This window comes from Lewinella sp. IMCC34191, assembly GCF_003390935.1.
Classification (GTDB): domain Bacteria; phylum Bacteroidota; class Bacteroidia; order Chitinophagales; family Saprospiraceae; genus Neolewinella.
In genome coordinates this window covers 204,978-230,859 of record NZ_QNQZ01000009.1, presented here as the reverse complement: position 1 = coordinate 230,859, position 25,882 = coordinate 204,978, and the positions used below count along the sequence as shown (strand labels likewise).

The window sequence follows — 25,882 nt, the reverse complement described above, 5'->3', positions numbered from 1 at the left end:
TTACTATGCTTCCACTGATTGCTGAACGCAAATCCGTATTCCCACAATTCTTCACCGGCCGATTGATAGACCGGCAGGTGTTGGAAGAACTGGTAGCGGCTGCGAACCAGGCACCCAGTCATCGTAAAACGGAGCCTTGGCGTTTTCGCATTTATCAGGGTGCGGGCAAGCAAAGACTGGTCGATGAGCTTCTGGCGGTCTACGGCCGGGACCAACCCGACGCAGACAAGATCGCCAAAAAATTCGGCGGTAAAATTGACAGTTCCGGGGCGGTAGTACTCATCTTTCTGCACCGCGATCCGCAGGAAAGCGTACCGGAGTGGGAGGAGATAGCCGCGGTGGGTGCGGCGGTCGAAAATTTATGGTTGAGTCTGAGTGCATACGACCTCGGTGGATACTGGTCCAGCCCGGGCTTCGTATGCGGCGACTACGGGGAATGGCCGGGTGCCGCTAAAAATGAGCGGTGCCTCGGGATGTTCTACCTAGGCTACTACGAGGCGCCGGAACTTCCGCGCCCGCGTGGCGACTGGCGGGAGAAGGTGGAGTGGATCGGAAAAGGAAGTTAGGGGGGAGTCCGTTAGTTTTTTAGTAGGTTGGGTGGTTCCTTAAAACCTGTCGTTGATGCGTCACCAGTTATTTGATATTGACACTGCCCTGATTACTGACCGCTGCGTGGTGCGGCGATTTCGGGAGGGGGATGGAAAGGCTTTTTATAAGCTGCTAGATAACAATCGCGACTACCTGCTGAATCACTTTCCCTACCTGATGGCGGAGGCGGCGAAGAACCGGAAGACGGCGGAAAGCTTCGTGCGGGAATGTATCGCCGAGTGGCTGCTGCAGACCCGTTATGCCATGGGCGTATGGCACAACGAGTCAACGGAATTGATTGGCTTCGTGCAGGTGTTCAACCTGGACTGGGCGGTGCCGATGGGAGAGGTCGGTTACTTTATAGACAAGGATCTGATTCGCCAGGGAATTATGACGGAGATCCTGGCCCGCGTCGTCCGCTTCGGCTTTTTGCAGCTGGAACTGGAAAAGCTCGTGATCAAGACCCTCGTGGACAACTATGCCAGTCAGCGGTTGGCCCGCCGCGTGGGCTTTAGCCGCGAGGGTGATCTGCGACAGGAGTACCGCCTACCCAGCGGAACCCTGGTGGATCTGATGCGATTCGGCTTTGCCCGGGAGACTTACGGAGAGTAGGTGCGGGATTGCGGGGTGCGGGGTTAGAAGCGCGCGGAAGCTCCGACCATGAAGTTCGTCCCGATGGTGGGGTAGGTGTAGAAGCGCTCGCGGCGGTTATTGAGTAGGTTGTTGACGCGGGCCCAGACACCGAAGTGGTCGTTAATAGTGTATTCGGCGTTGAGGCTAAGATCGAGGAGGGCATTGAGGTGATCCGTGCCGCCCTCCAAAGTCTGGTAGGGTAGGCCGTTCTCTACGAAGAAGTCGGCGCGCAGTTGAAGGGGCAGGGTACGGAGCGTGTAGATGCCGGCGGCATTCAGGCTGAAGCTGGGCAGGTGCCACGGCTTTTCCTCGTCCTCCATGTTGTAAAAGCGCTGTACCACGGTCGCATTGAGGTCCAGGTCCTCAACGATAGGTAGGGTAGCGGTGGCCTGCACGTAAATCTGGCTGCCATCGTCGTAGATGACGTCGAAGCGGGGAATACCGTCGCCGTCGCGCATGTAGCGGTAGAGTGCCAGGTTATCCAGGTATTTGTAGCCGGCCTCGGCGCGGAAGGCGATACCGCGGAGGCTTCCCTCAACACCACCGTAGTAGCGGGTGGCTTCCGAGTTACGGACACGCAGGCGGGTATTGATCCAGGGGTTGTAGTCGGAGAGTGACTTCAGGGTGTTCTTCTGGACGTTACCCTCGACGCCGGCGAAGGCGTTCAGGAGGCCGTCGATAACTACGGCGGAGGCCGTGAAGTTGGGGAAGACATCGAAGTCATCTTCCTGACTGGTAAGGCGGATACCCGCTTTCAGTTTGACCCGGTCAGCGACTACGACGGTGTAGCTGGGGCTCAGGCTGACGACGTTTAGATTCTGGGTGCTCGTATCCTTGAAGGAGGTGAAATCAGCACGTAGCTCGACATCCAACGGATTGGTTTCGTTGATCCACTTAGTGGCCGCGATATTGATGTCGAAGCTGGTCTCCCGCACGGAGGGGTCGGCGCTGGTAACGGATAGTCCGATGCCGGCACGGTAATCGAAGGCGCCCTCGGTGAGGGTGCCGTTATAGATCTCCGTGTGCAAGGCGAAGGTGTTGAAGCGCTGGCGCACCTCGTCCTGATCGAAAGTGAGGGAGGAATCGGCGGGGAGGTCACTGAAGTTGTACCCGTAATAGTAGCGGCTACGAGTGTCGTAACTCAGGCCGGCACCGACTGCAAATCCCTGGTCGAAGAGGTAGCTGCCCTCAGCGCCGAGTTTGGTATCGCTGGCCCGCTGGTTTTCTACCTGGTTATTATTGTTGAAGCTGTAGTGGGTACCGTAGAAGCCCAGGTCCATGTTCTCGCGTCCGGTGAAGTCGTAGCTGGCGTCAGCGTAGAGGGCGTTGGGGACACCACCGCCAAGCTTTAACCAAGCGTTGTTGATCGGTTCGGGCTCCTCGCGCTGGATGGCGCGCGGGCGAATCGTGGGCGCGGGATAGTCGATCGCCAGGGGGCGGGGAATGATGCTATAGGTCTGCCGGCGACTGCTGGTGTCGGCCGGGGGAAGCACGGGATTGACGTTGACCCGTTCGGAATCGGTCAGGCGGGCTTCGAAATTGGTAACTACGGTGACGCTGTTGTCTTCCAGGTCCGTGTTTTGGGCAAACAGGCCGGCGGCCGAAAACAGGCAGCAGCTGAGTGTGAGGATGCGGAGCATATACATATGTCTTTTAATTACCGCCGTTGTCGAGTTCGAGGCGATTGGGATCGGAAGGCTGGGTGTTGAGGCGGCTGCCGGCATTGATCTCGCCCTCTAGTCGGGCAAGCTTTTCACGGGCCTCGGCGACCAGCTCCGGGTCTTCCTCGTAATTCTCGAGGAGAGCCTCCAGCGCCGCGCGGGCGTTGTAGAGATCCTGCTTATCGCGCAGCACATCGGAGAGGAGAATAACGGTCTTGGCTACCCAGTACGGATAGCCGGAGCTTTCCCGGTTGGCATCCAGCGCTAACTGCTGTGCCCGGTCCAGGTCGCCCTGCTGGTAGATGGATGACGCCCGTAAATAGCGAGCTTCGGCGGTCCGTTCGTCGTCGCTGTTGTTGATCACGACATCGAAGTAGGGGATGGCCTCATCGAACCGCGAGCGATCGTAGGCAATTTTTCCGAGGTAGAAGTTGGCGATGGCCTTCTGAGCAACGGTCGCATTGCGGTTGCCGGCCACCTTCGCGGCGTAGTCGGCCGTGGCGTTCACGTCATTGAGGCGGTAAGCGGACTGCAGGGCGCCGACCTGGGCGTCGTAGCGCGTCGCTTCGGAGTCGGCGGCGGCCTCGAGCAGGGTGTAGAGGCGGTAGGAGCGTTGGAAATCCTCGACGCTATTGTAGGCGATAAGGCTTGCTTTCTTCAATGCGGGAAGGTAAAAACGGCTGGGACCGGCGTTGATAACCGCCTCGTAGTCGGGCAAGGCGTCATTGTAGCGGCGCAGGGCTACGTAGCTGTCTCCGCGGTAGAATACGCCGGATAGCGCGTTCGGGCTCTGCGGGTACTCCTGGAGGTACTGGGTCAGTGCATTGACGGCCCGGTCGTAATTGCCGTTCTCGTACTGGCTGACGGCCGCACGGAAGGAGATGCTGTCACGCGCGTCGGTAGTGATTTCCTGTCCCGGCATCGTTTCGAAGAAATCGAAGAAGAGATCGGCCCTCCCCATATCGTCGACGTAGATCTCCCGCAGAGCATCCCTTGCCCGTGTGGCCTCGCCCGGCGTGGGATTTGAAGCGAATACTTGTTTGTAGTAGTTGACCGCGGCTTCACTGTTGCCAAGGTTATAGCTGATGAGTCCCAGCTGTAGCAGGCTCTGATTGACCAGCGGGGAATTGACCTTATACTGGCGAATAATGGTGCGCAGCGGCTCGAGGGCTTCCTGCGGCCGTTGCAATTCCTGATAGGTGAGTGCCAGTTGGTAGAGCGCATCGTCGGCGAACTGGCTGTTGGGGTAGTTTTCCACTAAACGTTCCAGGGCCAGCAGCTTTTCGGACTGTCGACCGCGCAGCCCCTCGATGAGGGCTTTCTGGTAAAGCGCGTATACGAAGCCGATTGTCTGGCGTTGGATCGCGTCGTCGTAAAAGCGGGCGGCCAGGTCGTACTGATTGCGGGAGAAGTACGCATCGCCCGCGCGGAGGACGGCGTCGCCTAAGACGCGTTCGCGCACGTCGGTATCGGTGATGTAGGGAAGATTTCGCTCGATGCCTTCCACCGCCGCGGTGAAGTAGTTGAGGGCCGAGGCGTAGTTATCCTGTTTCAGGTAGTTATAGCCCTGCAGGTAGTTGGCCGTATACAGCGAAGACTGTGGGGGCAGGCCTTCCACGGAACGAGCCAGGGTGAGAAACTGATTGGTCAGGTTGATGGAGGTGGCGTAATCGCTCTGACGGTTGGCCAGGTCGGCGAGCCAGTAAAGTGCCTGGGCGCGGTAGCTGCTGTTGACCGGACGCTGCAGGCTCCGTTCGAGGAGAGACTTCGATTCCACGAGTTCTCCCTGACCGAGCAGCTGAAGGCCCCGCATGAAGGCTGCCCGCTGGTAAGCCTCGTCCAACTCGGGTGAGCGGTTGGGCATGCCTTCCAGGATGGTCAGCACACGTCCGTAGTCCTGGGTGGTGGTGAAAACATCCGCCAACAACCGCTGCCCTTCCGGATAGAAGTTACTGGTCTGGGGCAGTTGCTGAATGGCACTTATCGCATCCGCGGGATAGCCGAGTTCATAGCTCAGCTTTGCGTAGTTATACAGTGCTTCTCCCTGCATTTCGGGATCGAAGTTCTGCCGGCTGGCGGCCGAGAAGGCCGTGCGGGCACCGACGCCATCGCCCTGGCGGAGAGCAATATCCCCGAGGTAAAAGTTCGCACTCTGTCCGATCTCGGTATCCTGTCTGGATACCTCCTGGAATGTCTTTTTGGCCCGTTCGTAGTCTTGCGTTTGGTACTGGGCGAAGGCGAGTTGAAAGAGTTCTTCCTCCCGTAGGCGGCGGTTCCCCTGGGCGTAGCTTTCCAGGAGGGGACGGGCCGCGGTGTAATCGCCCTTTTCGAAGTATGCCTGACCGAGCAGCTGCTCCATCTCGCTCCGGTTGCGCATACCCGCGCTGCCATTCTCTACGCGGGGTGCGGCGTAAGCGATCAGTTCGTCGTAGCGCCGCTGGGCAAAGTAAATCTGGGTGAGATAATAAGGGACGTAGGCTTCGTACTGCGGATCCTTTTCCGCGATCTGAAACTGCTCGGCGGCGAGGTCGTAGTTCCCTTCAAAGAACTGAATGATACCGAGGTAGTAGTTGGTAGGATAGTAGAATTCCCCCTGGATATTGCGGCTGTACTGGAAGTAGCGTTTAGCTTCGTCGAAATCCTTCTGGACGAAGTAAGCGTACCCGAGGCGGAAATTTACCTGTGCCTGTTCTTCCGAGGTCATCATATCCCGGGGAGCCATTTCGTAGTATTCGATGGCCTTGCTCAGGTTGTTCTGGTCGAAGTAGTAATTCGCGATCTCCAGCAGGGCCGTATTGGCAATGGGGTCCGGTTGGTAGCGGCGAACGAAGTCCAGGATCAGTTTTTCCCCGTCGCTGTCACCCAGGCGCACGGCCAGCTTGGCGGCGTACAGTTCGGCCTGTACGCGTAGCAATTCGGCCTCGGGTTCGTGGACAGGTAGCAACATGGTGGCCACTTCCTCGTACTCGCGCTTAGCCTTGTCGAGTAGGTTTTTTTGGCGGTGGTCTTCGGCCTGCTTGTAAGTACGCCAGGCTTCCGTATAAACGGTTGTCGCTTGAGCGGAAAGTCCTAAGGATAATACGAATAGCAGTAAGCCGGGTAGTAAAAAGCGTTTCAACATCATAGTGTCACGTCTAAGGCACGGCAAGATAGGCCGTGGGGGGATAACGCAAGCTGACGGCCTTGAGTGTAGGGAGTTGCCGGCAGCGTGCGTTACCAAAATCTAAAAAGGCGGGAATGTTTGTTTTTAGGCGCCCCAGCTTTCGTCATCGCCTGCTTTATAGGTAGGCGCCGTGACGTTCGCGGCGGCACTGTCGGCCATATAGAGATCCGACAGCGGGTAGTCATCCATGGATACCCCATCGGAGGCAAACCACTCCTTGCGAAGATGCTCGCCCACGCGAATGGCATTAGCCACGATCGTCAGTGTGGGGTTAGTTGCTCCCTGGCTGGGTTGAAAACTTGCATCTACGACATAGAGGTTATCCAGGTCCCATGCCTTGCAGTTGACGTCCAATACGCTCTTTTTCGGGTCGGTACCGAATTGAGCGGTCCCGGCCTGGTGCCAGGTGAATTCGAGCCCCTTGGTAGAGCGCATGAAATCGCTGAAGCCCTGCGGGCGCAGGTACTTTTCCTGAAAGAAATCGAGGAATTCGTAATGGCTCTCCCGGTTATTGGGGCGGTAGTTGAACTTGATGCCCTTGTCGGTCCACTCGATGCGATTATTTGCGTCGGGCAGGTCCTCGCTGGTGAACCAAAAATCAACGGCGTATTTCTGTACTTCTTTCGCGCGGTCTTCCTTGATGTCCAGGTGAGCGTAATCGCCCATGATCCGCGTCCAGTGCGCTTTGCCGGTCAGCTGTATCGTGCCGAGGGGGTAGGGGTGTTCCGGACTACCGTGATAGAAATCGTGTACGCCCAGCGTCTTTTGAAAAACGGTGGGGTTGGGGTTGTCGTAATCCATCGCGGAGATACCGCTCTGGTTGTGCTTCGTAAAGTTGCGGCCTACCTGGTCGGAGGAATTGGCCACCCGCGAGCGCAGCAGCAGGGCCGCGGTTTGGATAGCGCCGCAGCTGACCACTACCAGATCGGCTGACAGGCTCATCGGCTCCCCGTCGCGGGTACCCTCGATGCGGGTGATCTTGCCGTTTTCTTCGATAAGTTTCTCGACGCGCGCGCCCGTCCAGAGGGTCACGTTATCGTGTTTTAGGGCCGGGCGGACCAGGGCCGTTTCCGCATCCGACTTGGCGTGCACCATACAGGGGAAGGGATCGCAGGTGTTGCAGGCGATACAGGGGCGGCGCCACGGTTCGTCAATGTCCCGGTTCAGGGCCAAATTGGAGTGGTGTGGCTTGAGGCCCATGCCGGCGAGCTTATCGGCCACCTCCTGAATGCGCCGTTCGTGAGGGAATGCTTTGAAGGGGAACGGACCGCTGTACCAACCCTCGGTGGGGTCTTCTCCGCGGTTGCCGTGGATCTTCATGACGTGCTCGGCCATCATATAGTAGGGCTCAAACTCATCGTATGACACGGGCCAGCCCGGACTAATGCCCCCCTTATGCTCCTGCTCCTCGAAATCTTCGGGGCGCTGCCGGTGGAGGAGCGCGCCGTACATCTTGGTATTTCCACCGACGTTGTAGTATACAACCGGGCGAATATTTTCACCGTCGGGGCCTTCCCAATCGACGTCCGCCTTATAGCCGTCTTCGCCGAAGATAAACTCGGGTTCCCAGTTGTTTTTTTCCCGCGGCAGGAAACTGCCCTGCTCAAGAATCAGGATCTTCTTTCCCGTATCGGCGAGCGTGTAGGCAATCGTACCACCGCCGGCTCCGGAACCGATGATGATGACATCGAAATCGTTAGGCATCGTTAAAATTTGTTAGGTAATGCCTCTATTCCGCATTGGTTCAATTCGTCTCGCCAATCGTACGTAACGCTACGGTCGTCAGCTCCTTTACCCGCCGCGCCGGCCGCATTCCCGCGTAGTCCACCCGGTCGCCGAACCAACGCGCGAAGACGTACTGACTGAACAGGCGGAAGTAGGTATAGCCCCCTCCGTATTCCGCGGCGGCCCACAATCCGATGGCTTCTTCGTACTGCCCGCACTCTAACGGTGCCAGACCTGAATTACAGAGTCTGGCCACTTCACCCTTGCGCATATTTGGGCGTATGGACAGACTAAAGGGATTGCCGCTAAAGCGTTTGAAGTAGTGGAGCCACTCGCGGTATGGAATGTCGGTGGTAACCTCTCCCGGTGCCGACGCCGCCCGGTAAGCGATGTACAGGCCCGTGGCCGCCGCACTGGGTTCGATGCGGCAGCGGTTGGTCGGGGTGAAGGCGGCGCACGGCAGCCGGCTTTCCGCGTAGTGCAATTCCTTGTCGATGTAATTCGTCCATTCGCGGCGCGTCACGTCGGCCAGCGATTCCCCGTAGTATTCATCATATAAACTGAGGGCGTATACCGCGGCGGCATTATCGGCGGGCCGTAGCAAATTCTCGTCGGTGTGGCTACCGAGGTGTTTATAGTGACCCCGGTGTAACCGCTCGCCCAGATACCGGCCGATGCGTCGAAAGTGCGGCGCATAGGTTTCGTCGGTGGTCGTTAGTTGATAATGGCCGAGCACGATACCGGCGTGGGCCAGGAAGAAGACCTCGTGGTCCCAATCGGATCCGGGCTGCCACTGCGGTAAATTACGCCGGTTGACCGTCCACTGCGCCATACGTCGGAGCAGGCTATCGGTTACGCCCAAGGTGTCCGGGAAGTAATTCAGTCCGCGGTAGAGCGCCTGAGAGGCGGTGGAAAAGAAAAAGAGCGTTTCTTCCGCTTCGCGTAAATCGGCATCGCCGTACAGGTCGTCCTTTCGAAGTGCATCGGTTAGCAGGCGCAAGTCGGAGGCCGCCTGACGGTGTTGGATATCCTGGACATAAATGGCCAGGGTGCTGACCGCTAGAATAAGGGCAGTCAGGGCTGGAAAAATCGCGAAGCCTGTGCGACCCCGCCGCCATAGCCAATACGCCGGCAGTAGAAAGGCCAGACTGAAGAGAAGGGGAGGTAAAATACCGGTGAGCGCCATGGGGCGTCAAAGGTAAGCCATCCGGCATACGATTCGTGCGTACTTCACTTGCAGGATATCGATGCCGCCGGAAGTACACGAACGACCGGGACATAGGGAAGAAAGCGGAAAATGGCCGTGGCGCGGTCGTGGAGTTCAGCGGCGGATATGAGGCCATCTAAATTACCGACCTGTTGCACCCGCAAACCAATACGGTGGGCAACCAAAAACTCGATGTCGATTTGAATACCGTTACTGTTAAGAAGGTCACGATGGAACGCATAGTGGCTGCGGGTGCTGGGGTCAAGATTCATACAATAACAAAAACTTCATGAGAGACAAGTGAACCATTAACGCATAGTTGCGACGGTCCGCTTGCTGCTTGGTCACATTATTTAATGTTAGCGGGTAGAAAAGGAGCCTTCCGGAAGAGCAGTTGCGATCGCGTGCCGCAGCAAGTATTACGTAATTTGCGCCGTCAACCCGATATTCCGACGATCAGCCGTTGGGAAGTACCATCCGGGAAAAATCATTCTCACTTGCTATCCAGAAAAACGAAATATGCGATCAATGCGCTGGTCTATCTGGCGCGCTACGAAGACGAGCAACCGATCTCCGTCAGCCGCATCGCGGAGGATCGGCATATTCCTTTAAAGTTCCTGGAGGCCATCCTGACGGAGTTGAAAAACGCCCGAATTTTAAAAAGCAAGAAGGGGAAATACGGCGGCTACTCGCTCAATGGCCGCCCAGAAGAAATCGACCTGGCGCAGGTTGTTCGTCTCTTCGACGGGGCTATTGCCTTGCTGCCATGCGTGACCCACGATTACTACGAACCCTGTGAAGAATGCGTGGATGAAGAAACCTGCGGCATCAGGCAAGTGGCCCTGGAGATTCGCAATGCAACCGTTGCCCGACTGAAGGGGGCAACCCTGGCGAGCATCCTGGAGCGCGAACGTAAAATGCGGGAGTAAAAAATTTTTGAAATTTTTATTCCTACCTATTCTATGGGATTAATGGGAGAACTACATTTGTATAGTCCTACAAAAAAGGTAGGATTAATAGGTGATGACTCAGCAGACCATTATGAAGCAATTCCTACTTTCTATCGCCCTACTAATTGCTGGATCCCTTTCCGGCCAAAGACCCGTAACCGGGTGGGTAGGGGACAGTCTTTCCGCCGATCCGCTTCCCGGAGCTACGGTATTGATTACGGGAACGACCATCGGCACGACGAGCGATCTCGACGGCCGCTTTGAACTTCCTTATACAGGTTCCTTTCCCGTAGAGATCCAGGTCAGCTACATCGGCTACGAAGAACGGGCGTTTACCATTTCCGGCGGTGATCTGGCCATCCGGCTCGTGCCTAATGGGGCCGCTTTGAATGAAGTAGTCGTGACCGCCCGTCGCTCCGGGGAATCCGCCCAGGTAACACCGATCCCCGTAACGGTCCTTGGTGCAAAGGAACTGGACAATGCCGTGACCTTCAACGTTAACCGGGTGAAGGAAATGGTGCCATCGGTGCAGTTATACGCTTCCAACCCGCGGAACACGACCTTGAACGTTCGTGGCCTAGGGTCCACCTTTGGCCTGACCAACGACGGTATCGATCCCGGGGTCGGATTCTACGTTGACGGCGTTTATTACGCCCGTCCGGCAGCCAGCTCACTTGACTTCATTGACGTACGGCAGATTGAAGTCCTGCGCGGGCCCCAGGGGACGCTATTCGGAAAAAACGCTACGGCTGGAAGCTTCAACATCGTGACGCGCAAGCCTACAATGTCGCCTTCCGTCACCCTGGAACAATCATTCGGCAACTACGGATTCGTGCAAACCAAAGGCTCAATCTCCGGGCCATTGGTCGCTGACCACCTGGCGGCGCGACTTTCCTTCACGGGTACCAGCCGGGAAGGAACCGTGTATAACCAACGCACGGAGAAGTACATCAATACCCTCGCCAACCAGGGCGTACGCGGCCAACTCCTTTTTGAACCCGACTCCCGAACCACGCTGCTACTGACGGGCGATTACACCAGGCAGCGGCCGGACGGTTATGCTCAGGTGTACGCCGGCACGGTGCCCACCCAGCGGGCTACCTACCGCCAGTTTCCAGCGATCATTGAGGATCTTGGCTATCGGCTGCCATCGACGAACCCCTTCGACCGCGTGGTCGACCACGATACGCCCTGGCGATCCAACCAGGATATGGCCGGAGCTTCCCTCACCGCCACGCGGCAGGTCGGGGCGGGGGAATTTACCTCCATCTCAGCGTGGCGCTGGTGGAAGTGGGATTCTTCTAACGACCGTGATTTTACCGGACTTTCGGCCATTGCCCGCTCTCAAGCCCCTTCCATCCACCATCAGTGGTCGCAGGAGCTGCGGTACTCAGGTGCTATTCGGCCTTCCCTGAACGGGGTCGTAGGGTTATTTGCTTTTTATCAGCGGCTGCGTCCTGACGGGGCGCACATCCTGGAGGCGGGACCCGACCAGTGGCGTTTCGTGCAGGATAGTGAAAACCCACTCTGGCAAACGCCGGGGCTGCTCGACGGACTGACCCAGGAAACCTATCCCGCCTTTAATAATTTGAGTACGGCGCTATTCAGCCAATTGAGCTGGGATATTTCCGAGCGCGTGACTCTTACCCCCGGCCTGCGTCTCAATTACGATGACAAACAAGTGGACTTCCGGCAGTCCGTATACGGGGGCCTCGCTACCTCCGACCCAGAATTACTGGCGCTCCAGCGGCGGGTATTCCGCCCGCAGCAATTTAGCGCCCGTATTGATAATTTCAACCTCTCGGGTCAGTTGAGCCTCCAATACGCCGTCCATCCCAACCTGCGGGTGTTCGGGAACTACGCCCACGCCGTCAAACCGGTCGGCTTGAACCTAGGTGGTATTCCGGCCGAGCAGGATGTTCCCCTGCTGGAGCTGGCTATCGTCCGCCCGGAAAGGGTTAATCACTTTGAAGTCGGTCTAAAATCCGAGCCCACCTCCGGTTCGATCCTGAACTTTACGGCCTTCTTCACCGCTATCGATGATTACCAGACGAACGTGCAGTCCGAACAGCTGGGCGTGACGCGCGGGTACCTGGCCAATGCCGATAAGGTATCGGTAGCGGGAGCCGAGCTGGAAGCTACGGTAGAAAGGAGCCGCCACTTACGCACTTCCGTATCGGTGAGCTACCTGGATGGCCGCTACGTCTCCTTCCCCAACGCCCCGGTGCCCCTGGAAGAAACGGGCGGCGAATCGCTCAAGGATATTTCCGGCGAACGCCTGCCCGGGGTATCCAAATGGACGGGTAGTCTATCCACGGAATATTTCCGTACCGGGAAGCTGCTGTCCTGGGAAGGGGAGTGGTTCGCCAGCGCGGATACCTACGCCCGCAGCGGCTTTTCCTCGAGCCCTTCCCCCTCGGACTACCTGAACATCGCCGGCTACGCATTGGTGAATGCCCGCCTGGGCTTTCGGATGCCGGCCGGTCTGACCGCTTTCGTATGGGGGCGGAACATTACGGGAACCCGCTACTTCGAACAACTTCTCCCGGCCGGAGGGAACAGCGGTCACTACGCCGCGGTCCTGGGTGATCCGGCCACCGTGGGCATTACCCTTCGGTACGTACATCTCTAGGCTCTTTGCAGGGCTGACCATCTCTTCTTCGAATCACTAAGCATCTTTTCTCTATTTACATGTCAGACGCATTTCACGTATTAACCATCCCCATTCTATTGGCCATGTTCGTGGCAATAAATATGGGGGGAAGCGGCACCGCCCCCGCCTTTTCCGCTGCTTACGGAGCGGACGTCATCAAACGGACCATGGTACCCGGGCTGTTCGGAATAATGGTATTGGTCGGGGCCTTGCTCGCCGGGAAGGAGGTGTCACTGACCCTCGGTAACGGTATCCTGGAACAGGTTTTCTTCACCCCGCTTAATACCTCGATCATCCTGCTTTCGATCGGCATAACGCTGCTGGCCTCCAACCTGATCGGCGTACCGCAGTCGACAAGCCAGAGTACGGTGATGTCCATCGCCGGCGCGGCCTACGCCCTGGACGGTCTGAATACACATACGCTGTTTTACGAGATCATCCCCACCTGGGCCATTTTACCGGTGATCTCCTTCGTCATCATGCTGGGACTGGCGCGCTATATCGTCCCGACGATGCGCAGCCAACTCCCGTCCATTGACTATGGAAGATTACGCAAGCACACGGGGCTGAAAGCCTTGCTCATTTTCGCTTCGCTTTACGTCGCTTTCTCCATTGGGGCCAACAACGTGGCCAACGCCGCGGCGCCGATTGCCTCGCTTACGGCCAATGAGGTGGGGATCGCCTCGGCCGGCGACTTTCTACCCATCATCATTCTTTCGGTACTGGTCGTCGCCCCCTGCTTCGCGATTGGCAGTTCTTTACTGGGGCACACCGTGACGGAAACTACGGGGAAGGGAATCGTCGCCGTCACGCCCTTCTACGCCGCCATCATCGCTACGCTCGTGGCGACGCTATTGCTGCTGGCATCGGTCGTAAAGGGCATACCGACATCTCTCGTTCAGCTCAACGGCGCGGCCTTTATCGCGCTAAGCGTAAGTAAGCATGGGTGGGCGGCTACCTTTTCCAACCCTACGGTGAAGCGCTTCTTCACCATCTGGGGAATTGCCCCGGCCTTTGCCTTTTTTCTTACTTACGGACTACTGGTTCTGGTACGCTGATGTTAGGAGAAATTTAAATAGGCGCTAAGGAAACGCTAAAGCGGACTTGGGACGCGAATGTGAGGAGGAAAGCGGATAATTTGGATAAAATATAATCCATGAAGGCATCGCTCTACCTCCTGTTCCTTTTGTCCAACGTCGGCATTGCGCAGAGCAAACTTGCCGAAGACAGTGTGCTCCAGCAACGTCTGGAAGCGGGCACGATCGATACGAACAAATACCGCAGAGAAGCGGAAGCACTGCGGGAAGCGATTGGCAATCAGCGGGGATATCCCGAGATACCGGTCGATTCCGCCGGTAACTTTTATCTGGTTACGCGGCTACAAAATGCTTTCTCACGAGAAGAGAATTATAGCGCCACGCTTCAGTGGTTGGTCCGGGCGGGAATGACCTACGATCCCGGTCAGGCCTACCTAGATCCGCAGTCGGGCACGATGCTGTTGCGCGTGATGAGTCCCTACGTATATTCCCAGGCCGGCAAAACATTGATCAGCACAGAAGAAGTATGGTCGGCCGCGCCCTCCGAGGTATCGTGGCTGTTGGAAGTGCAGGTCTCCGACGGTAGTATAGTTATCGAGTGGCAGGATCCTTTGCTCCGGGAATTTCGGTTTGAAAGTTATGCCGTCTTCGACGGCGTAGGACTATCGATACAAGAAGTGGAAACGCTTTACGAGGGATTGCTGCCCCTAGTGAATCACGATCGGGATGAATGGGAAGAGCGACTGCGCAAGGCGAAGCTGATTCGCGATACGCTTGTTTCAGCGGAAGACAATCTGCGGGACCACCTGACGGCTTCGCTAGCGAACTAGGGGCTGTAAAAATCAAATCCCCGATCGCGGTATGCGGCCGTGGATTTCAAGCGGTTTCGGATGGAATAGTGATGCCCGTAAAGGATTCTAGCTGCAACTGGAAGCACAAGAGTCGCCTGACTAAACGGCAATTTTGATGGAGCCATAATTAGTGTCAGCGAAAACCTAAATCCATCTTTTGGCAGAGAGCGGCGATTTTTTTTAAAGTAGTCTTGCTAGTTATTTTTGGTCCGTACATTATCCTCTTCAGCGCCTGCGCCGCTCGCGGCCACCCACCCCATTTAACACCCCGCCACGGCCGCACAATTGATAAATGAGTGTTCCAGAAAACTCCGTCTTGCAGTTCGGCGCGCGTCTGCGGAGGCGTCGGCCGGTTAGGGTCCTGGGTGACAAGTAAGCGCGGCTGTCCTACTTAATCTTCTCCACCGTCGTGTCCAGCCTGCCGCCAATAACGCCATTGTTGGCTTCGGCGTGAGCGATACAGTAAGTAAGCTCCTCATCGGCGTGGCTGGCCTGGATTCCATCGTATGCTACGCTGATTTCTTGGGCGACTGGCTGAAAGTCCGAAAGCCGAACCGTGAAGCCGTGGGATTAGCAGCGCAAGGGTGCTTAGTCCGCTGAAGTACAATGTCTAAAGGCGCGTTTACTGGCCGGTTGGAGTGGGGTGGGTTAGGAAGTATTTGATGCCGTTGCATCGTTTGGATCTATCACTATGTGGTGGCCATATGTGTTGACATGGAACAAGATTAGCTTCAAATATCTCTGCGACTGTAAGTCACAAAAAAAGAAAGACCCCGACAGTAACTCACTGTCGGGGCTCCATATAGAGACACTATGAAAACACAACACTTAATGATAGAACTCTAAATTCGACCCCATGTGTGAGTTCGCAACCGATGTAATGACACCAATTATGATAAGGGCAGAATTAAACCTTGAGCGGTACCTAATCGTAGGGAAATGATCCGGCCATCGAGGGTCTAAAGGCTAGCTTTTGGAGCCAACCGATAACATTTGGTGGATTGGGGGTAAAAAAGTGGTGAGTATTGTGGAAAACAAAAGGGCAAACGTGGATAATTAATTACTTGAATCGTAGGTGTTTGGTCCGTGAACCCATAGCTTCGCACAGCACTTACGGCAAGGCGCAAAGATCTTGCCGATAATTGCGGGCTTTCATTTAGAGACACTAAGATTTGAATACTATTTTCAAAAGCTTCGGCCCGGTGGGTCGGAGCTTTTGCTTTAGAGGGGGGCGGGGCGGCATGCCGGTGTCTACCTGCTCGGCGATTACTACGTCGGCCGCAGTGATGACATCGCGCACCGTGTGGCCGGTCACCTCAGCGCGGTACGCTCCCGCCGAACGAACCCGGTGAAGAAAGCCTACCGGGATTTTGTCAAGCGCAGCGGCGGCCACATTCCGCGGGTCAACCTGCTCAGCCTGAATCCCCTCGATGAGGCCTACGTAATTGACGCGCTTTTCCTGCGGGGCTTACCGCTCTGCAACCAAGCCGCGAGTCGAGGAGCGGTAAGTTGTATTGTGATGGACAATCTCGAATATCGCCGCGGCGAGTCCGTAAAACTTTCCCTGATCAATCACCGACAGCGGGGAGAATTGGGAATTTCGGGACAGGTACAAGGTCGATGTAGTCCCTGCAGCTACAACGTGTCTATCTGGAGGAGGGCGGTTACATATAAACGCCCGCTTAAGTAGAGTTGCAACTACTGTAGCCTACTGTTCCACCTCAGCTCGACTTGGCGCCGCCAAGATTCTCTTAATCAAATCTCCTGCCAGTATATTTTCCTCGTATTGAGCATCTAAAACGTTGGAAAACGCAAATCCATTGGGATGCGCATGATCCCAGTATAGCACGCCTCCTAAACCAGGGGTGGGCTGAATAGTACCTTCCTCAGTGCGGATCGGATAGACCATTAATAAAAAGTCGAAGGAGCTTCCTAACTCGTTAACAACATATGGAAGCCATTCGGGAGGAATGCCATCTGAAGGGCGCGGAGTGTAGAAAGGCTTGGCCTCGATCCGCATACTTTTATCCTGCTGAAGCTTAGGCTGAATATTGGTTCTGAGAGAGTAGAGTAGTGAATCTGCAAATTCACTTGACATAAAATTTCCATCATACAGCAAAAGCCCGTGACGAGAATATGTCCTAAAAGGCGCGCCAGTTGAGGCAGACACGGAAGGCCCTGGCTGCTGTCCAAAGAGAACGGTATCCATGGATTCGTAGGTCCTTTGGATGGAGATCAGCTGGTTTGAAATAGTGGGTAATACGTAGGTTTCATATACTACTTCTCTGGCATCGGACAAAGCTGCTTGGTACAATTCGTCATCAGCCAGGGAACTAGGAGAAGGAGTGTAGATGAACACTCCCAATGACCCAGCATAAACCAAACCCACAACTACCCATAGTAGAGCTTTCATACCAATTCAATTGTCGCATGCAAAGAACAATCTGAGAGAGTCAAGTTTTGATTCAGTATTTTCTATTTCTCTGCAATTCCTAGCGTCACCGAGCTGTTGTACCAAATCAATGTTGAGTTGATACAATTTGGCCAAGTCATCACGTATTTTGGGTTCCATCTCCAAGCTACTGTTTTCTTGACAAACCTTCAACTGGCCCTCAAGGCGGGCTACTTCAAGGGCGTGAGCAGCAAAAAAGTCCCGCCTAAGTTCATCGTAGCGTACGTGCCCCTGCCACCAACCATAAGCACCCGCGGCGGCCATTATCGCCCCGACAATCGACAAGATTGGAGCGTAAGCCTGCAGACGATTTGAAAGGTTCTTTGCCCAAGATAAAGTCTCTTCAGGCTGATCAACGTCTTTGCGTCGATTCTTCTCCCTGCTCTTACCTGATTTTGCCATTTGAGCTAGATAAGTGGTTGAACCAAGTGAGAGCGTCGAAGGGAGCTAAAGTAATGTCGACACAAAAAGTTTGGAAAAACAATACCCAAAAAAGGTCACAACGTTTGCCCAAATATAGTGTAAATGCCTGATTATCAAGAAGTTTGGTGGTCTCGGATGGAATCGAACCATCATCGCAGGCTTCGGAAACCTGTATACTATCCGTTGTACTACGAGACCGGACGTCTCCCGCGGGAGCGGACGCAAAAGTACAGCAAGGAGCGGAGATGACCAACTAGTCGGCAGGAAAAGCGTATAAAGCGTAGGAGTTTCTTCGAACCACCCGGCGAACTCAACTGATTCAAGCCCCGCGACATGTTCCCTTCCCCGAAAAGCTATTTACCTGCGCTCGCCGCCCTATTGATTCTGCTTACGATCGCTTCCTGCGTATTCGTACAGGAGCGCTATGCCTACCTGCCGCCCGGCCCGTACCGGGGCGTGCTGGAGTTGGAGTATAACCCCATCATCCCCAATCCGAAGGGGGAACCGCTGCCCGAAAAGGTCGACCTGGAATTCGATGACGTGACCGAGGGGGTGTTGCCCTTCACTTTCGACGTGGTCTACGAAGACGATACCACCTTTCATATGGTGATCCACAACGGGGCGGAGGAGATCATCGTGCCCGCCGAGGACATCGAGGCGGGGCGCGACCAAAGCATCGGGCGCGACACCATCCGTATCAACTTCCCGGTCTACGATACCCACATCAGCGCCTACCACGAAGAGAACGTCATCGAGGGGGTATGGGTGGTGCACTACCGCTCCGACTACCGCATTCCGTTTAAGGCATACTTTGGCAAAGGTTTTCGATTTACCACCATGCGGAAGGAGCCGGTGACAGACGTAAGTGGGACCTGGGCTGTAGAATTTGCCGGAGGCATGGACGAGGATTCGTACCCGGGCATCGCGGAATTTACCCAGCAGGGCAACGAGTTGACCGGCACGTTCCGTACCGAAACCGGAGATTACCGGTACCTGGAGGGAACGGTACAGGGAAATAAACTGTACCTGAGCGTTTTTGACGGCAGTCATGCCTTCCTCTTCGAAGCCGTGATCCGGGAGGACGGATCGCTTTCGGGCTCGTTTCGCAGCGGGCGCCACTACATCACCGACTGGACGGCCCGCCGCGACGATCAGGCGGAGCTGACCAGCCCGGATGAGCTCACGAAACTGCGTGAGGACATCCCCCTGGCCTTTGCTTTCCCCACCCCGGAGGGCGATACGGTGGATTTAGAAGATATCGACGGACCAAAACTGGTGCAGCTATTCGGAACCTGGTGTCCTAATTGCCGCGACGAAACGAATTTTCTAAAAGCTTACCTGGCGAAAAATGACGTGAAGGATCTGCAGGTGGTCGCCCTGGCTTTCGAGCAGTACGGTGCCGATGACGACCGGAGTAAACAGGCCGTCCGGCGGTACCGAGAGAATATGGAGGTCGACTGGCCCATCCTGCTGGCCGCCAGCAACGACAAGCGGGAGGCGGGTCAGGCCCTGCCCATGCTGGACCGGGTAATCAGCTATCCAACACTGCTCTTCGTCGACCGGGAGAACCGGGTCCGTCGTATCCATACCGGGTTCAACGGGCCGGCCACGTCGAAGTACGCGGAGTTTGAGGAAAGCTTCGACGCGAGTATAAAGGAATTGATAGCCGGTGACCCGGCGGCGGGACCGGATCAGTAACGCGCCAGCAGGTCACGCTGGTGGAGGAGAAATTCACTCTGCGGGTAAAGGCGCAGGGCTTCCTCGACGTACCTACGGGCGGTGGGGTAGTCCTCCTCCGCGAAATAGTAATTACTCGCCGCTACGTAGGCCGTCAGTATCCACAGCCCTGCATCGTTGCCCCGTGGAAGACGCTCGAATTGCGCGCGGAAGTAGTCGAGTTCCCTTAAAGCTTCCGCTTCCCGATCCGCGGCGAAGTGGTCGCGGATACTGAGCGCTGATTCGCGTAGCATAACATCCGCATACCGGGCATTCTTGGCGATAAAGGGATGCTTGCGAACGGCGGCTTTCGCGAGCCGGACCTGATCCTCCGGCTCGGCGTGGTTGCGCTGGATTTCGTGGAGGCTCAGTTCGGCCACGTAGGCGCGGTAGTGTGGGTTTTGCTCATCTCCCTTCAGTAGCCGTTCGGCCAGTTCCAGGGCGGGTACTACCTTTTGGTTTTCGATATAATACTGCAGCAAGCGGATCTCCCGGAGGGATTCCAGCCGTTCCACCCAGTCCTGCCGGCCCTTCGGAACCTGAACCGTGAACTGCCGGATAAGCGGGGAGACTTCGTCCAGCCGGTCGCTAGCCAACAGCGCACGGTGCTGCCGGTCGAAGGTCTGCAGGAGTAGGGCGGGGTAGTAGGGGTCGTCGGGTTCTCGTTGCCACTTTTCGAATAGGGATGTCGTTTCGAGGTGACTTCCCAGGGCGGAGAAAGCCATGGTTTGCCATTCCACGGCGCGCTCGAGCACGTCAATGGCGGGTCGGTTGTCCAGTTGCCGGGCGTGAGCTATGCATTCATGGGTAGCGTCGTAGTCCCCATCAGCGTAAGCGTGGATGCCGAGCCGAAGTTGCTGGAATCCGGACAACTGCCTAATCGTCAGCCGTTCGTAAGGAAAATAGAAATAGCGGTAAAAAAGGCTGTCCGATTGTTGTTCGGTCAGGGGAGGTAGATTGGGTTCCGCGGTGCTGCGGATCAAGGCAAGATATTCCCGCCGGTAGGTCATCTCACTGAGTTCAGTGTGTTCCTGGGCCAGGGGGTGATGTAGCTTTTTGCGTATACCGGCGGGATCGACGAGGAGGTAGGTTTCCCAGTGGTCGACGTGCACCTCGTACACGATCTTAAATTGCTCGAGGCTGAGCGCATACAGGATAGTAGCCGTGGCATCGCTGTAAATACCTTCGCGAATCGCATCGATGAGCCGGGCGTCAGGTCGGTACGTTTGCAGCAAATCCCCGTTCAGCCGGGCGGCGATGCGGCTTATCTGGTCCGGTAGAGGAGATGGTGCTAATTGATCTTCGCGACGCAGCTGACGTACGATATCCTCGATCCGGGCTTCCACTAACCGCCTGTCCTGCCGGACTTCCACTCCTTCACCCGGCATGAGAATGCGCAGCCGGTCTTCTAGTCGCTCCGCCCGCAGCGTAAGCGTAAAAAAGACCAGCACGAGAAGGTAAAGGAAGCGCAAAGGAAGGGAGATGGCGAGGAATATCAGTCGAACAAAGATATACCGCCACCTTCATCTCCCGTACTTGCACACCCAGAGTTTTGGTGACCTTCCGCGTTTTCCCGATGCTTTGGTTCGCTTACCGGGTAGTCGCCGTGCTTATACGGTTCACGGGTGGGATGGGGAGTGCAAGGTAGCCATCGTGACAGATGCCGCTGGGGAAACCGAGCCCGAGATATATCAACTTTTGGTAGGCGGGTAATACACTGCCGGAGGGGAGCGAAATGTCCAGCCGCTGAAGTTGTCGCATCAGCGTAAGGACATGGACGCCGTACTCGTCCGCTATTTGCTGTCGTGTTTTAGGTGGTATGTAACTCATGGTGTTCAATGGGTTTGTGAATGCTATTCAAATCTAACTGAATAAGGGTGAATATTAGGCTCTCCCACCCCTATTTTTTTAAAGGAAAAAACGCTAACCCGCCAGCCATCCGGAGAGCCAACCGTTCCCGCTTTTTCCGGCGAAATCACTGGCTTTTCGGCTTTGCAGGTAGACGGTCCCCTCTCCCGTAAGTTGGCTCAAAAACCCCTCCCCGCTAGTCAGCGTTTCCTTCACGCTACTTTTAGCAATGGGCTGCACCTCGATATGCCCGGAGAGTGCAAGCAGGGCATCCTCATCGACCCTTATGGGGCTTTCGGCTACCAACTCATGCCGGATGATGGTGCCGGCGGCCTGGTATACCAGATTACCCCGGTCGCCTCCGACGGATAGTAGGGGAGAGCCGTTGACCAGCGTTTTAAACGTAATACGACCAGGCGTCAGCGTGAGGTGCGCCGGGTGAGCGAAATGGGCAGCGGGGTGCAGGTATAAAGGTTCCTCGGGCTGGTAGTGCAATATGCCAAGCGAGAATCCTCCCGCCGGAACAAACCGAAAGCAGGTACCGGGGGCCATGCTCCGATAGACGTTGTGCAGCAGGTCCTGCCCATAGAGTTTCAGTAGCCACCTTTTGCCGGATTTCGATCCGGATACCACCTCATGACGATAGGCTCCACTCGCGGTGAGTAGCGCGTTTCGCTCGACGAGGAGGGCCTCCCCATCCTCGAGCGAGGCCAGTAGGTGCGATCCGTAAGGACCGTCACCATGGATGGATAAGTCCAAGGCTATGTATTAACTGGAACGGGTGACTGCCGGGAAACGTAAACGAAAAACAGGCCCTGGCTGATATAAAATGCGGCCTCCAGCAAGCCATACCCGAGGTCGGCAACTAGCGTGCCGGTCCGGGCCGGTCCGGCGAGGGCATAAATGACCTGGATGCTGCCGAAAACGAGCATAAACAGCAGATATAATTGCAAGCCGGTGTGCTTTTGAATCCGATCAAATCGCCGCAACACGGGAACTCCCGCTATATACAAAAACAGCAGTCCCGTCAGCAGCGTCATGATCAGCAGGGTATCCGCCCCAAACTCGCGCATTTCCAGCACGAGCACGCTCGCTAATTGAAGCGCAATCAACGCGACAAGCGGGACCCAACTCCCTACCCAGGCGCGGATGTGCATCAAGTAGCGCCCCAGAATGAACGTGGGATAGGCAAGCAGGCCGGCGGCAACGATTTTGAGCAGCCAGGCGAAGGATATGACGAGAAGACCGCCATCCTCCGCTACCAAATAGTACAGCGTGAGCACGATAAAATGGAGTAACGTGGCTATGCCGGCGTAGTATAGGCTTTTGGCTGTCGGCGGCTGAGTAAATACAGGCATTTGGGAAGCAGGTGTTAGTGTGGATGAATAGGGATATTGAACGGACTAATCCAGCACAAAATGGGCTCTGAGCGTGGCGTCCGGAACGGCGCATCGACTATTATCGCGCCGCCGTCGACGAGCGGTGTAATCATATAGCCGGCTGAAGATTTTTTTACCCGCAATTGTGATCAGCCAATCGGGGGGACGACCGAACGTGAGGTAACCGACTATAAAGACAACCGCGCGAGCCCGCAGCAAATACCGCCCGTCCGGGGTCCGGACCAGGAGCGTGTGCCGCACGGTTTCCCGGATAGCAGGGAATTCTTCATTTAAACCCCAGTCTACTATGCGGCTCGACGCATTGCTCATCAGCAGGAAAAGCCGGTGGTGGTCGTGCCGGGCGATCAAGAGCATGGTGCGGCTACAGAAACCGCAGGCACCATCAAACAGGACGATGGACTGGTCGCGCGCTTCGGCAGGCAGAGGCGATCTTTCCGACGGCGTGTGGATGCGACTCATTTTGACAGGCTGGTTGACGGGTTAAGAGCTAGGTGGTTGCCCAGGCGATTTACCCAGTTGTTAAACCGGGCGTAGACGGCCAGCCACGAAGCGTTGGCGATGAAGAAGCCGTAGGTCGCCATGAAATACAGCTCGAAGTCGAAGATCATCATGGTGGTATAGATACCCAGGTGTAGGAGCCAGCCGCTGACGAGTAGCCAAGGGCGGTGTAGCGGAAACCAGACGAGGATCGGGAAGAGCAACTCGAAGACCAGCGTGAAATAGGTTCCAGCCGTGACCAGGAAGGCATTGTTGCGCACCACGTCGCTCAGCGGGCCTGAAAATCGGTCTATGTTGAGGATATAGTACAGCGCCGTGCCGTTAAACCATACATCCGAGTGGATCTTGTGGAGGGCCGATACCATGTAAACCAGGCACAGGTGCAGCATGATGGATAAGGCGGCCAGATTACTGGCGGTCAGGCTCAGTCGGTAGCGGTAGTTACTCTTGGTTTCCCGATCGCGATCCGTCCGGAACAGGCAGAAATAGTCAAAACTTCGGGCAAAACAAAGGTAAAGGACGCCGAAGAAAAGCAGATTGTCTCCTCCGTTGAGTGCGAGGAACATGGCGTGCTGGTAAAGGGATATTCCCACCAATAGCCCGACGATAGAAAGCCGGCGACCGATCCCGAACATCGTGAAGGCAGCGAGGACGAGCACGCCGAACATGAATATCTCGTAGTGCGTGTACAGCCAGTTCAATACTCCGGGAGCTACCCAACCGAGAAGGGAATTGGTCTGGTCCGTCTGGTAGAAATTATCTCCGAAGTAAAGCGACAGGCTGGACCATTTGAACAAGATCTTTTTGATAATGTGAAAACCGATGAATACACGAAAGAGAGAAAGGTAAAATGCGTGTTTATTTTCACGGTCGATGGTGCTATACCATGTACGTAGGGTGTTCATTGTGGGTGGTTTAGATGGAGAGAATTCAGCATGCTCTTACGCCTGGGTAGGCGGTTCATCCGATGCGGAGAAGGCCGGTGAATAGCTAGTCAATCACTTGGCGGATAGCCAATTCGTATACCACACGATCTTCTCAGCCGGGGCCGGTAGATCCGTCCGGTTTCGGTCGGCGAATTTGGGGACCGGTGCTTCGGAGATCGTTATTCTCAGAAGGGGGTATTGCTCGGTGAAGGAATCGCCACGTGCTTGGGCGATCATTTTACCGTAGTTGACCAGCGCCTGGATCTGTTCGGTTTCGTGTAGCTCCTGATCCAGCATGAATTTCCTGTGGCATTCCGGATCGGCCTCGCCGCTGGTGCATTGATCGAATTTGAAGTAGGCGAACTGATCGACGAGGCGGTCTGTAAAACTGTTGATGGATCCGCTCAGTATATCGTCGCGATGCGATGCGTGGTCGTTGAGGATAAATTCCCGGCGGCGTTGCTCCTGCAGGGGCTGGAGCACTTCCGTACTGAGTACTTCCGTTGTGTCGGCGGAAGCAAAGTCGTAATACAGCCTGCTCGATGCCGTCGGAGGCGGAGCAAAAAAGGACCACCGCTGGTACAGAAAAGTGGTGAAAAACCGTTCGGTGCCGGCGAACTGAATCTTGAGGTAATTATCCGGCATGTTAAAAAATACCGTCACGCTCCAGTAGAGCGCGAAGAACAGGAAGGGTAGTGTTTTCAGGTGTTGCATGGCGGGCAAAAATGGGGGCCGGAACGATGGTGTCGGTCCGGCCCCGGATTAATTAGAGTTTAGCCAGTTTCATGGCCTTCTCTTTGTTCAGGTCAGCGGTAAGCCCGGGGGAAGAGGCACTCAGCACGTAATCGATGCCAGCCGTCACCACTTCATAAGCGACGTACTTGGCGGCTTCTTTTCCACTGCGGTCCCAAACCTTTTTGGCCAGGCTGATCAGGCGGGCAACCTGCACGGCTTCGCCGGGTTGGGCACCCTGCAGGCCCTGTTTGTGTAGCTGGATGTTGCCTGCCATTTGCTGGTAATTTGCTTCGGTACCGCGCAGCGAGGTAGCGGCAAAGAGCAGGGCCATCGTGGAAAGAAGGAAGAGGGATTTCAATTTCATGGTATGGGTCGGTAATTAGAATTGGCCTACTCTGTTAGCGCTTTTCGGCATCCGCGCTTTTACCTCCTGCCGGGCGAAGTAATTTCCCGTCGTGGGATGCATCCTGACATAGACAAATGTATCGGCGGGGGGCAATAGCGGTTTGCTACAAAATCTAACACTATAGTACAGGAGGCAACAACACCCAGCGGGGGCAATGAGCCACCGGTGTTACTGGTGGCTTTAAAAACCCAATGAAAGACGATGCGCGGCATCGGGCGCATTGAAAAGGGCAGGTAAAGGTTGGGGTACCGCTTAGCTGCGCGGCTGAGGGCAGGCAAAGTAATTCGGCCGACCGACGGTCTGAAGCCGAACTACAGGTAGAGTCGGTCGAAAACGGATCGATGATGAAAAGTATGACCGGCTATAATAAAGCCCATCGCGCGACAGCTCATGGGGTGATTGCTTACCGTGCCGGTAAAACGTAAATCCTCGCCGGTAAAGCCGCTAAACATCGACTGCATGCTGAGGCGGTGTTGACTAAACTCCGTAATGAGGTCAGTAAGACGGATAGCGGAAAGATCAGCGTGGGCGGCGTAATCGTCCTGCTCGAAACCGGGTAGGGGGGTGGCGTCGTGTCTGGCTAAGCGGAGCGCCCGATAGGCAAAGATGCGATCGGTATCGATAATGTGCTGCAGCGATTGTTTGATCGTCCACTTTCTGGGAGCGTAGGCAAAGTCCTGCCGGTCATCGCCAACATTTTCCAGGTACGCTAAGAGAGAATCTTTGCTGTCCTCCAGTGCCCGAACTACCGTCATTCCCTCCGGAACGAGAGAAATGTAATTAGCATAGAAGGAGCCATACTCATTGGAGGGTAGAGCATTCACTGTCATGCTGTCAAGTTAAACGAAGTAATTTGGATAGATAAGTGGCGTCTTTAATAAAAAAATCATATAAAATTATGAGTCATATCAGGCGCCAACTAATGTGTAATCCAGTAGACATAGAATACATTCGCATTAGCGTAAATTTAATGTTAGGCAAATTAAAGTTTGTGATTTAAACAGGGACAA

General features: G+C 55.6%; 24 protein-coding genes and 1 tRNA gene. 8 read left to right on the top strand and 17 right to left on the bottom strand.

The features are described 5' to 3' along the window. Positions 1–5 precede the first annotated feature (5 nt). Complete coding sequence (locus tag DRW39_RS17390) at positions 6–566, top strand: nitroreductase (protein WP_116108334.1); 561 nt, start codon at positions 6–8, stop codon at positions 564–566. A 55-nt stretch (positions 567–621) separates the two neighbouring features. Then, positions 622–1,200, top strand: coding sequence for a GNAT family N-acetyltransferase (locus tag DRW39_RS17385; RefSeq protein ID WP_116108333.1), 579 nt, complete (start codon positions 622–624; stop codon positions 1,198–1,200). Positions 1,201–1,223: 23 nt separating this feature from the next. Here the strand turns inward: DRW39_RS17385 and DRW39_RS17380 are convergent, their stop codons facing one another. The 5 genes from DRW39_RS17380 to DRW39_RS17360 form a co-directional block, all read right to left on the bottom strand. Beyond that, complete coding sequence (locus DRW39_RS17380) at positions 1,224–2,861, bottom strand: TonB-dependent receptor (protein WP_157976190.1); 1,638 nt, start codon at positions 2,859–2,861, stop codon at positions 1,224–1,226. A 13-nt stretch (positions 2,862–2,874) separates the two neighbouring features. After that, complete coding sequence (locus tag DRW39_RS17375; protein ID WP_232830181.1) at positions 2,875–6,006, bottom strand: tetratricopeptide repeat protein; 3,132 nt, start codon at positions 6,004–6,006, stop codon at positions 2,875–2,877. A gap of 123 nt (positions 6,007–6,129) precedes the next feature. Continuing rightward, positions 6,130–7,749 carry a GMC oxidoreductase gene (locus DRW39_RS17370; RefSeq protein WP_116108331.1) on the bottom strand — a complete coding sequence of 540 codons (1,620 nt, stop codon included), beginning with the start codon at positions 7,747–7,749 and terminating at the stop codon, positions 6,130–6,132. Positions 7,750–7,789: 40 nt separating this feature from the next. Next, positions 7,790–8,956, bottom strand: coding sequence for a hypothetical protein (locus DRW39_RS17365; protein WP_116108330.1), 1,167 nt, complete (start codon positions 8,954–8,956; stop codon positions 7,790–7,792). A 44-nt stretch (positions 8,957–9,000) separates the two neighbouring features. After that, a complete protein-coding gene (locus tag DRW39_RS17360; protein WP_116108329.1) occupies positions 9,001–9,249 on the bottom strand; it encodes a hypothetical protein in 249 nt (82 codons plus the stop codon). 225 nt (positions 9,250–9,474) lie between these two features. On the opposite strand from DRW39_RS17360, the gene DRW39_RS17355 reads away from it, so the two are divergent. The 5 genes from DRW39_RS17355 (at position 9,475) to DRW39_RS17335 (ending at position 16,158) form a co-directional block, all read left to right on the top strand. Next, positions 9,475–9,906 (top strand): RrF2 family transcriptional regulator, encoded by a 432-nt coding sequence (locus DRW39_RS17355; protein WP_116108328.1) that lies wholly within the window; start codon positions 9,475–9,477, stop codon positions 9,904–9,906. A 112-nt stretch (positions 9,907–10,018) separates the two neighbouring features. Next, positions 10,019–12,559 (top strand): TonB-dependent receptor, encoded by a 2,541-nt coding sequence (locus tag DRW39_RS17350; protein WP_116108378.1) that lies wholly within the window; start codon positions 10,019–10,021, stop codon positions 12,557–12,559. 59 nt (positions 12,560–12,618) lie between these two features. After that, positions 12,619–13,638: an inorganic phosphate transporter gene (locus DRW39_RS17345; protein ID WP_116108326.1), complete on the top strand. Its 1,020-nt coding sequence runs from the start codon at positions 12,619–12,621 to the stop codon at positions 13,636–13,638. A gap of 98 nt (positions 13,639–13,736) precedes the next feature. Further along, positions 13,737–14,447 (top strand): hypothetical protein, encoded by a 711-nt coding sequence (locus tag DRW39_RS17340; protein ID WP_116108325.1) that lies wholly within the window; start codon positions 13,737–13,739, stop codon positions 14,445–14,447. 1,324 nt (positions 14,448–15,771) lie between these two features. Continuing rightward, entirely contained in the window at positions 15,772–16,158 is a 387-nt protein-coding gene (locus tag DRW39_RS17335) for a hypothetical protein (protein ID WP_116108324.1), read from the top strand. A gap of 18 nt (positions 16,159–16,176) precedes the next feature. On the opposite strand, the gene DRW39_RS17330 is transcribed toward DRW39_RS17335, so the two are convergent. From DRW39_RS17330 to DRW39_RS17320, 3 genes are all read right to left on the bottom strand, one after another. Then, entirely contained in the window at positions 16,177–16,881 is a 705-nt protein-coding gene (locus DRW39_RS17330) for a hypothetical protein (RefSeq protein WP_116108323.1), read from the bottom strand. 6 nt (positions 16,882–16,887) lie between these two features. Next, positions 16,888–17,322, bottom strand: coding sequence for a hypothetical protein (locus DRW39_RS17325; RefSeq protein WP_116108322.1), 435 nt, complete (start codon positions 17,320–17,322; stop codon positions 16,888–16,890). 144 nt (positions 17,323–17,466) lie between these two features. Then, a tRNA-Arg gene (locus DRW39_RS17320) sits at positions 17,467–17,541 on the bottom strand. 135 nt (positions 17,542–17,676) lie between these two features. Between DRW39_RS17320 and DRW39_RS17315 the strand changes: the two genes are divergently transcribed. Continuing rightward, complete coding sequence (locus tag DRW39_RS17315; protein WP_116108321.1) at positions 17,677–19,041, top strand: TlpA disulfide reductase family protein; 1,365 nt, start codon at positions 17,677–17,679, stop codon at positions 19,039–19,041. Here the strand turns inward: DRW39_RS17315 and DRW39_RS17310 are convergent. The 9 genes from DRW39_RS17310 to DRW39_RS17270 form a co-directional block, all read right to left on the bottom strand. After that, the gene (locus tag DRW39_RS17310; RefSeq protein WP_116108320.1) at positions 19,035–20,531 is read right to left on the bottom strand and encodes a hypothetical protein; all 1,497 of its coding nucleotides are present in this window, start codon (positions 20,529–20,531) and stop codon (positions 19,035–19,037) included. The two genes, DRW39_RS17315 and DRW39_RS17310, sit on opposite strands and share 7 nt — an antisense overlap. Positions 20,532–20,649: 118 nt before the next feature. Next, positions 20,650–20,889: a hypothetical protein gene (locus DRW39_RS17305; protein ID WP_116108319.1), complete on the bottom strand. Its 240-nt coding sequence runs from the start codon at positions 20,887–20,889 to the stop codon at positions 20,650–20,652. 93 nt (positions 20,890–20,982) lie between these two features. Then, positions 20,983–21,666 (bottom strand): AIM24 family protein, encoded by a 684-nt coding sequence (locus DRW39_RS17300; RefSeq protein WP_157976189.1) that lies wholly within the window; start codon positions 21,664–21,666, stop codon positions 20,983–20,985. A 2-nt stretch (positions 21,667–21,668) separates the two neighbouring features. Then, a complete protein-coding gene (locus DRW39_RS17295; RefSeq protein WP_116108317.1) occupies positions 21,669–22,265 on the bottom strand; it encodes a hypothetical protein in 597 nt (198 codons plus the stop codon). 45 nt (positions 22,266–22,310) lie between these two features. Next, positions 22,311–22,766, bottom strand: a complete 456-nt coding sequence (locus tag DRW39_RS17290; protein WP_116108316.1) for a thiol-disulfide oxidoreductase DCC family protein — start codon at positions 22,764–22,766, stop codon at positions 22,311–22,313. Then, on the bottom strand, positions 22,763–23,602 hold the full coding sequence (locus DRW39_RS17285) for a hypothetical protein (protein WP_198664925.1): 840 nt from the start codon (positions 23,600–23,602) through the stop codon (positions 22,763–22,765). The genes DRW39_RS17290 and DRW39_RS17285 overlap by 4 nt, the downstream gene beginning before the upstream one ends. 201 nt (positions 23,603–23,803) lie before the next feature. Next, entirely contained in the window at positions 23,804–24,445 is a 642-nt protein-coding gene (locus DRW39_RS17280) for a hypothetical protein (protein ID WP_116108314.1), read from the bottom strand. A 52-nt stretch (positions 24,446–24,497) separates the two neighbouring features. After that, entirely contained in the window at positions 24,498–24,830 is a 333-nt protein-coding gene (locus DRW39_RS17275; RefSeq protein WP_116108313.1) for a hypothetical protein, read from the bottom strand. Positions 24,831–25,183: 353 nt separating this feature from the next. Continuing rightward, a complete protein-coding gene (locus DRW39_RS17270; RefSeq protein ID WP_116108312.1) occupies positions 25,184–25,702 on the bottom strand; it encodes a DinB family protein in 519 nt (172 codons plus the stop codon). Between the last annotated feature and the right edge of the window lie 180 nt (positions 25,703–25,882).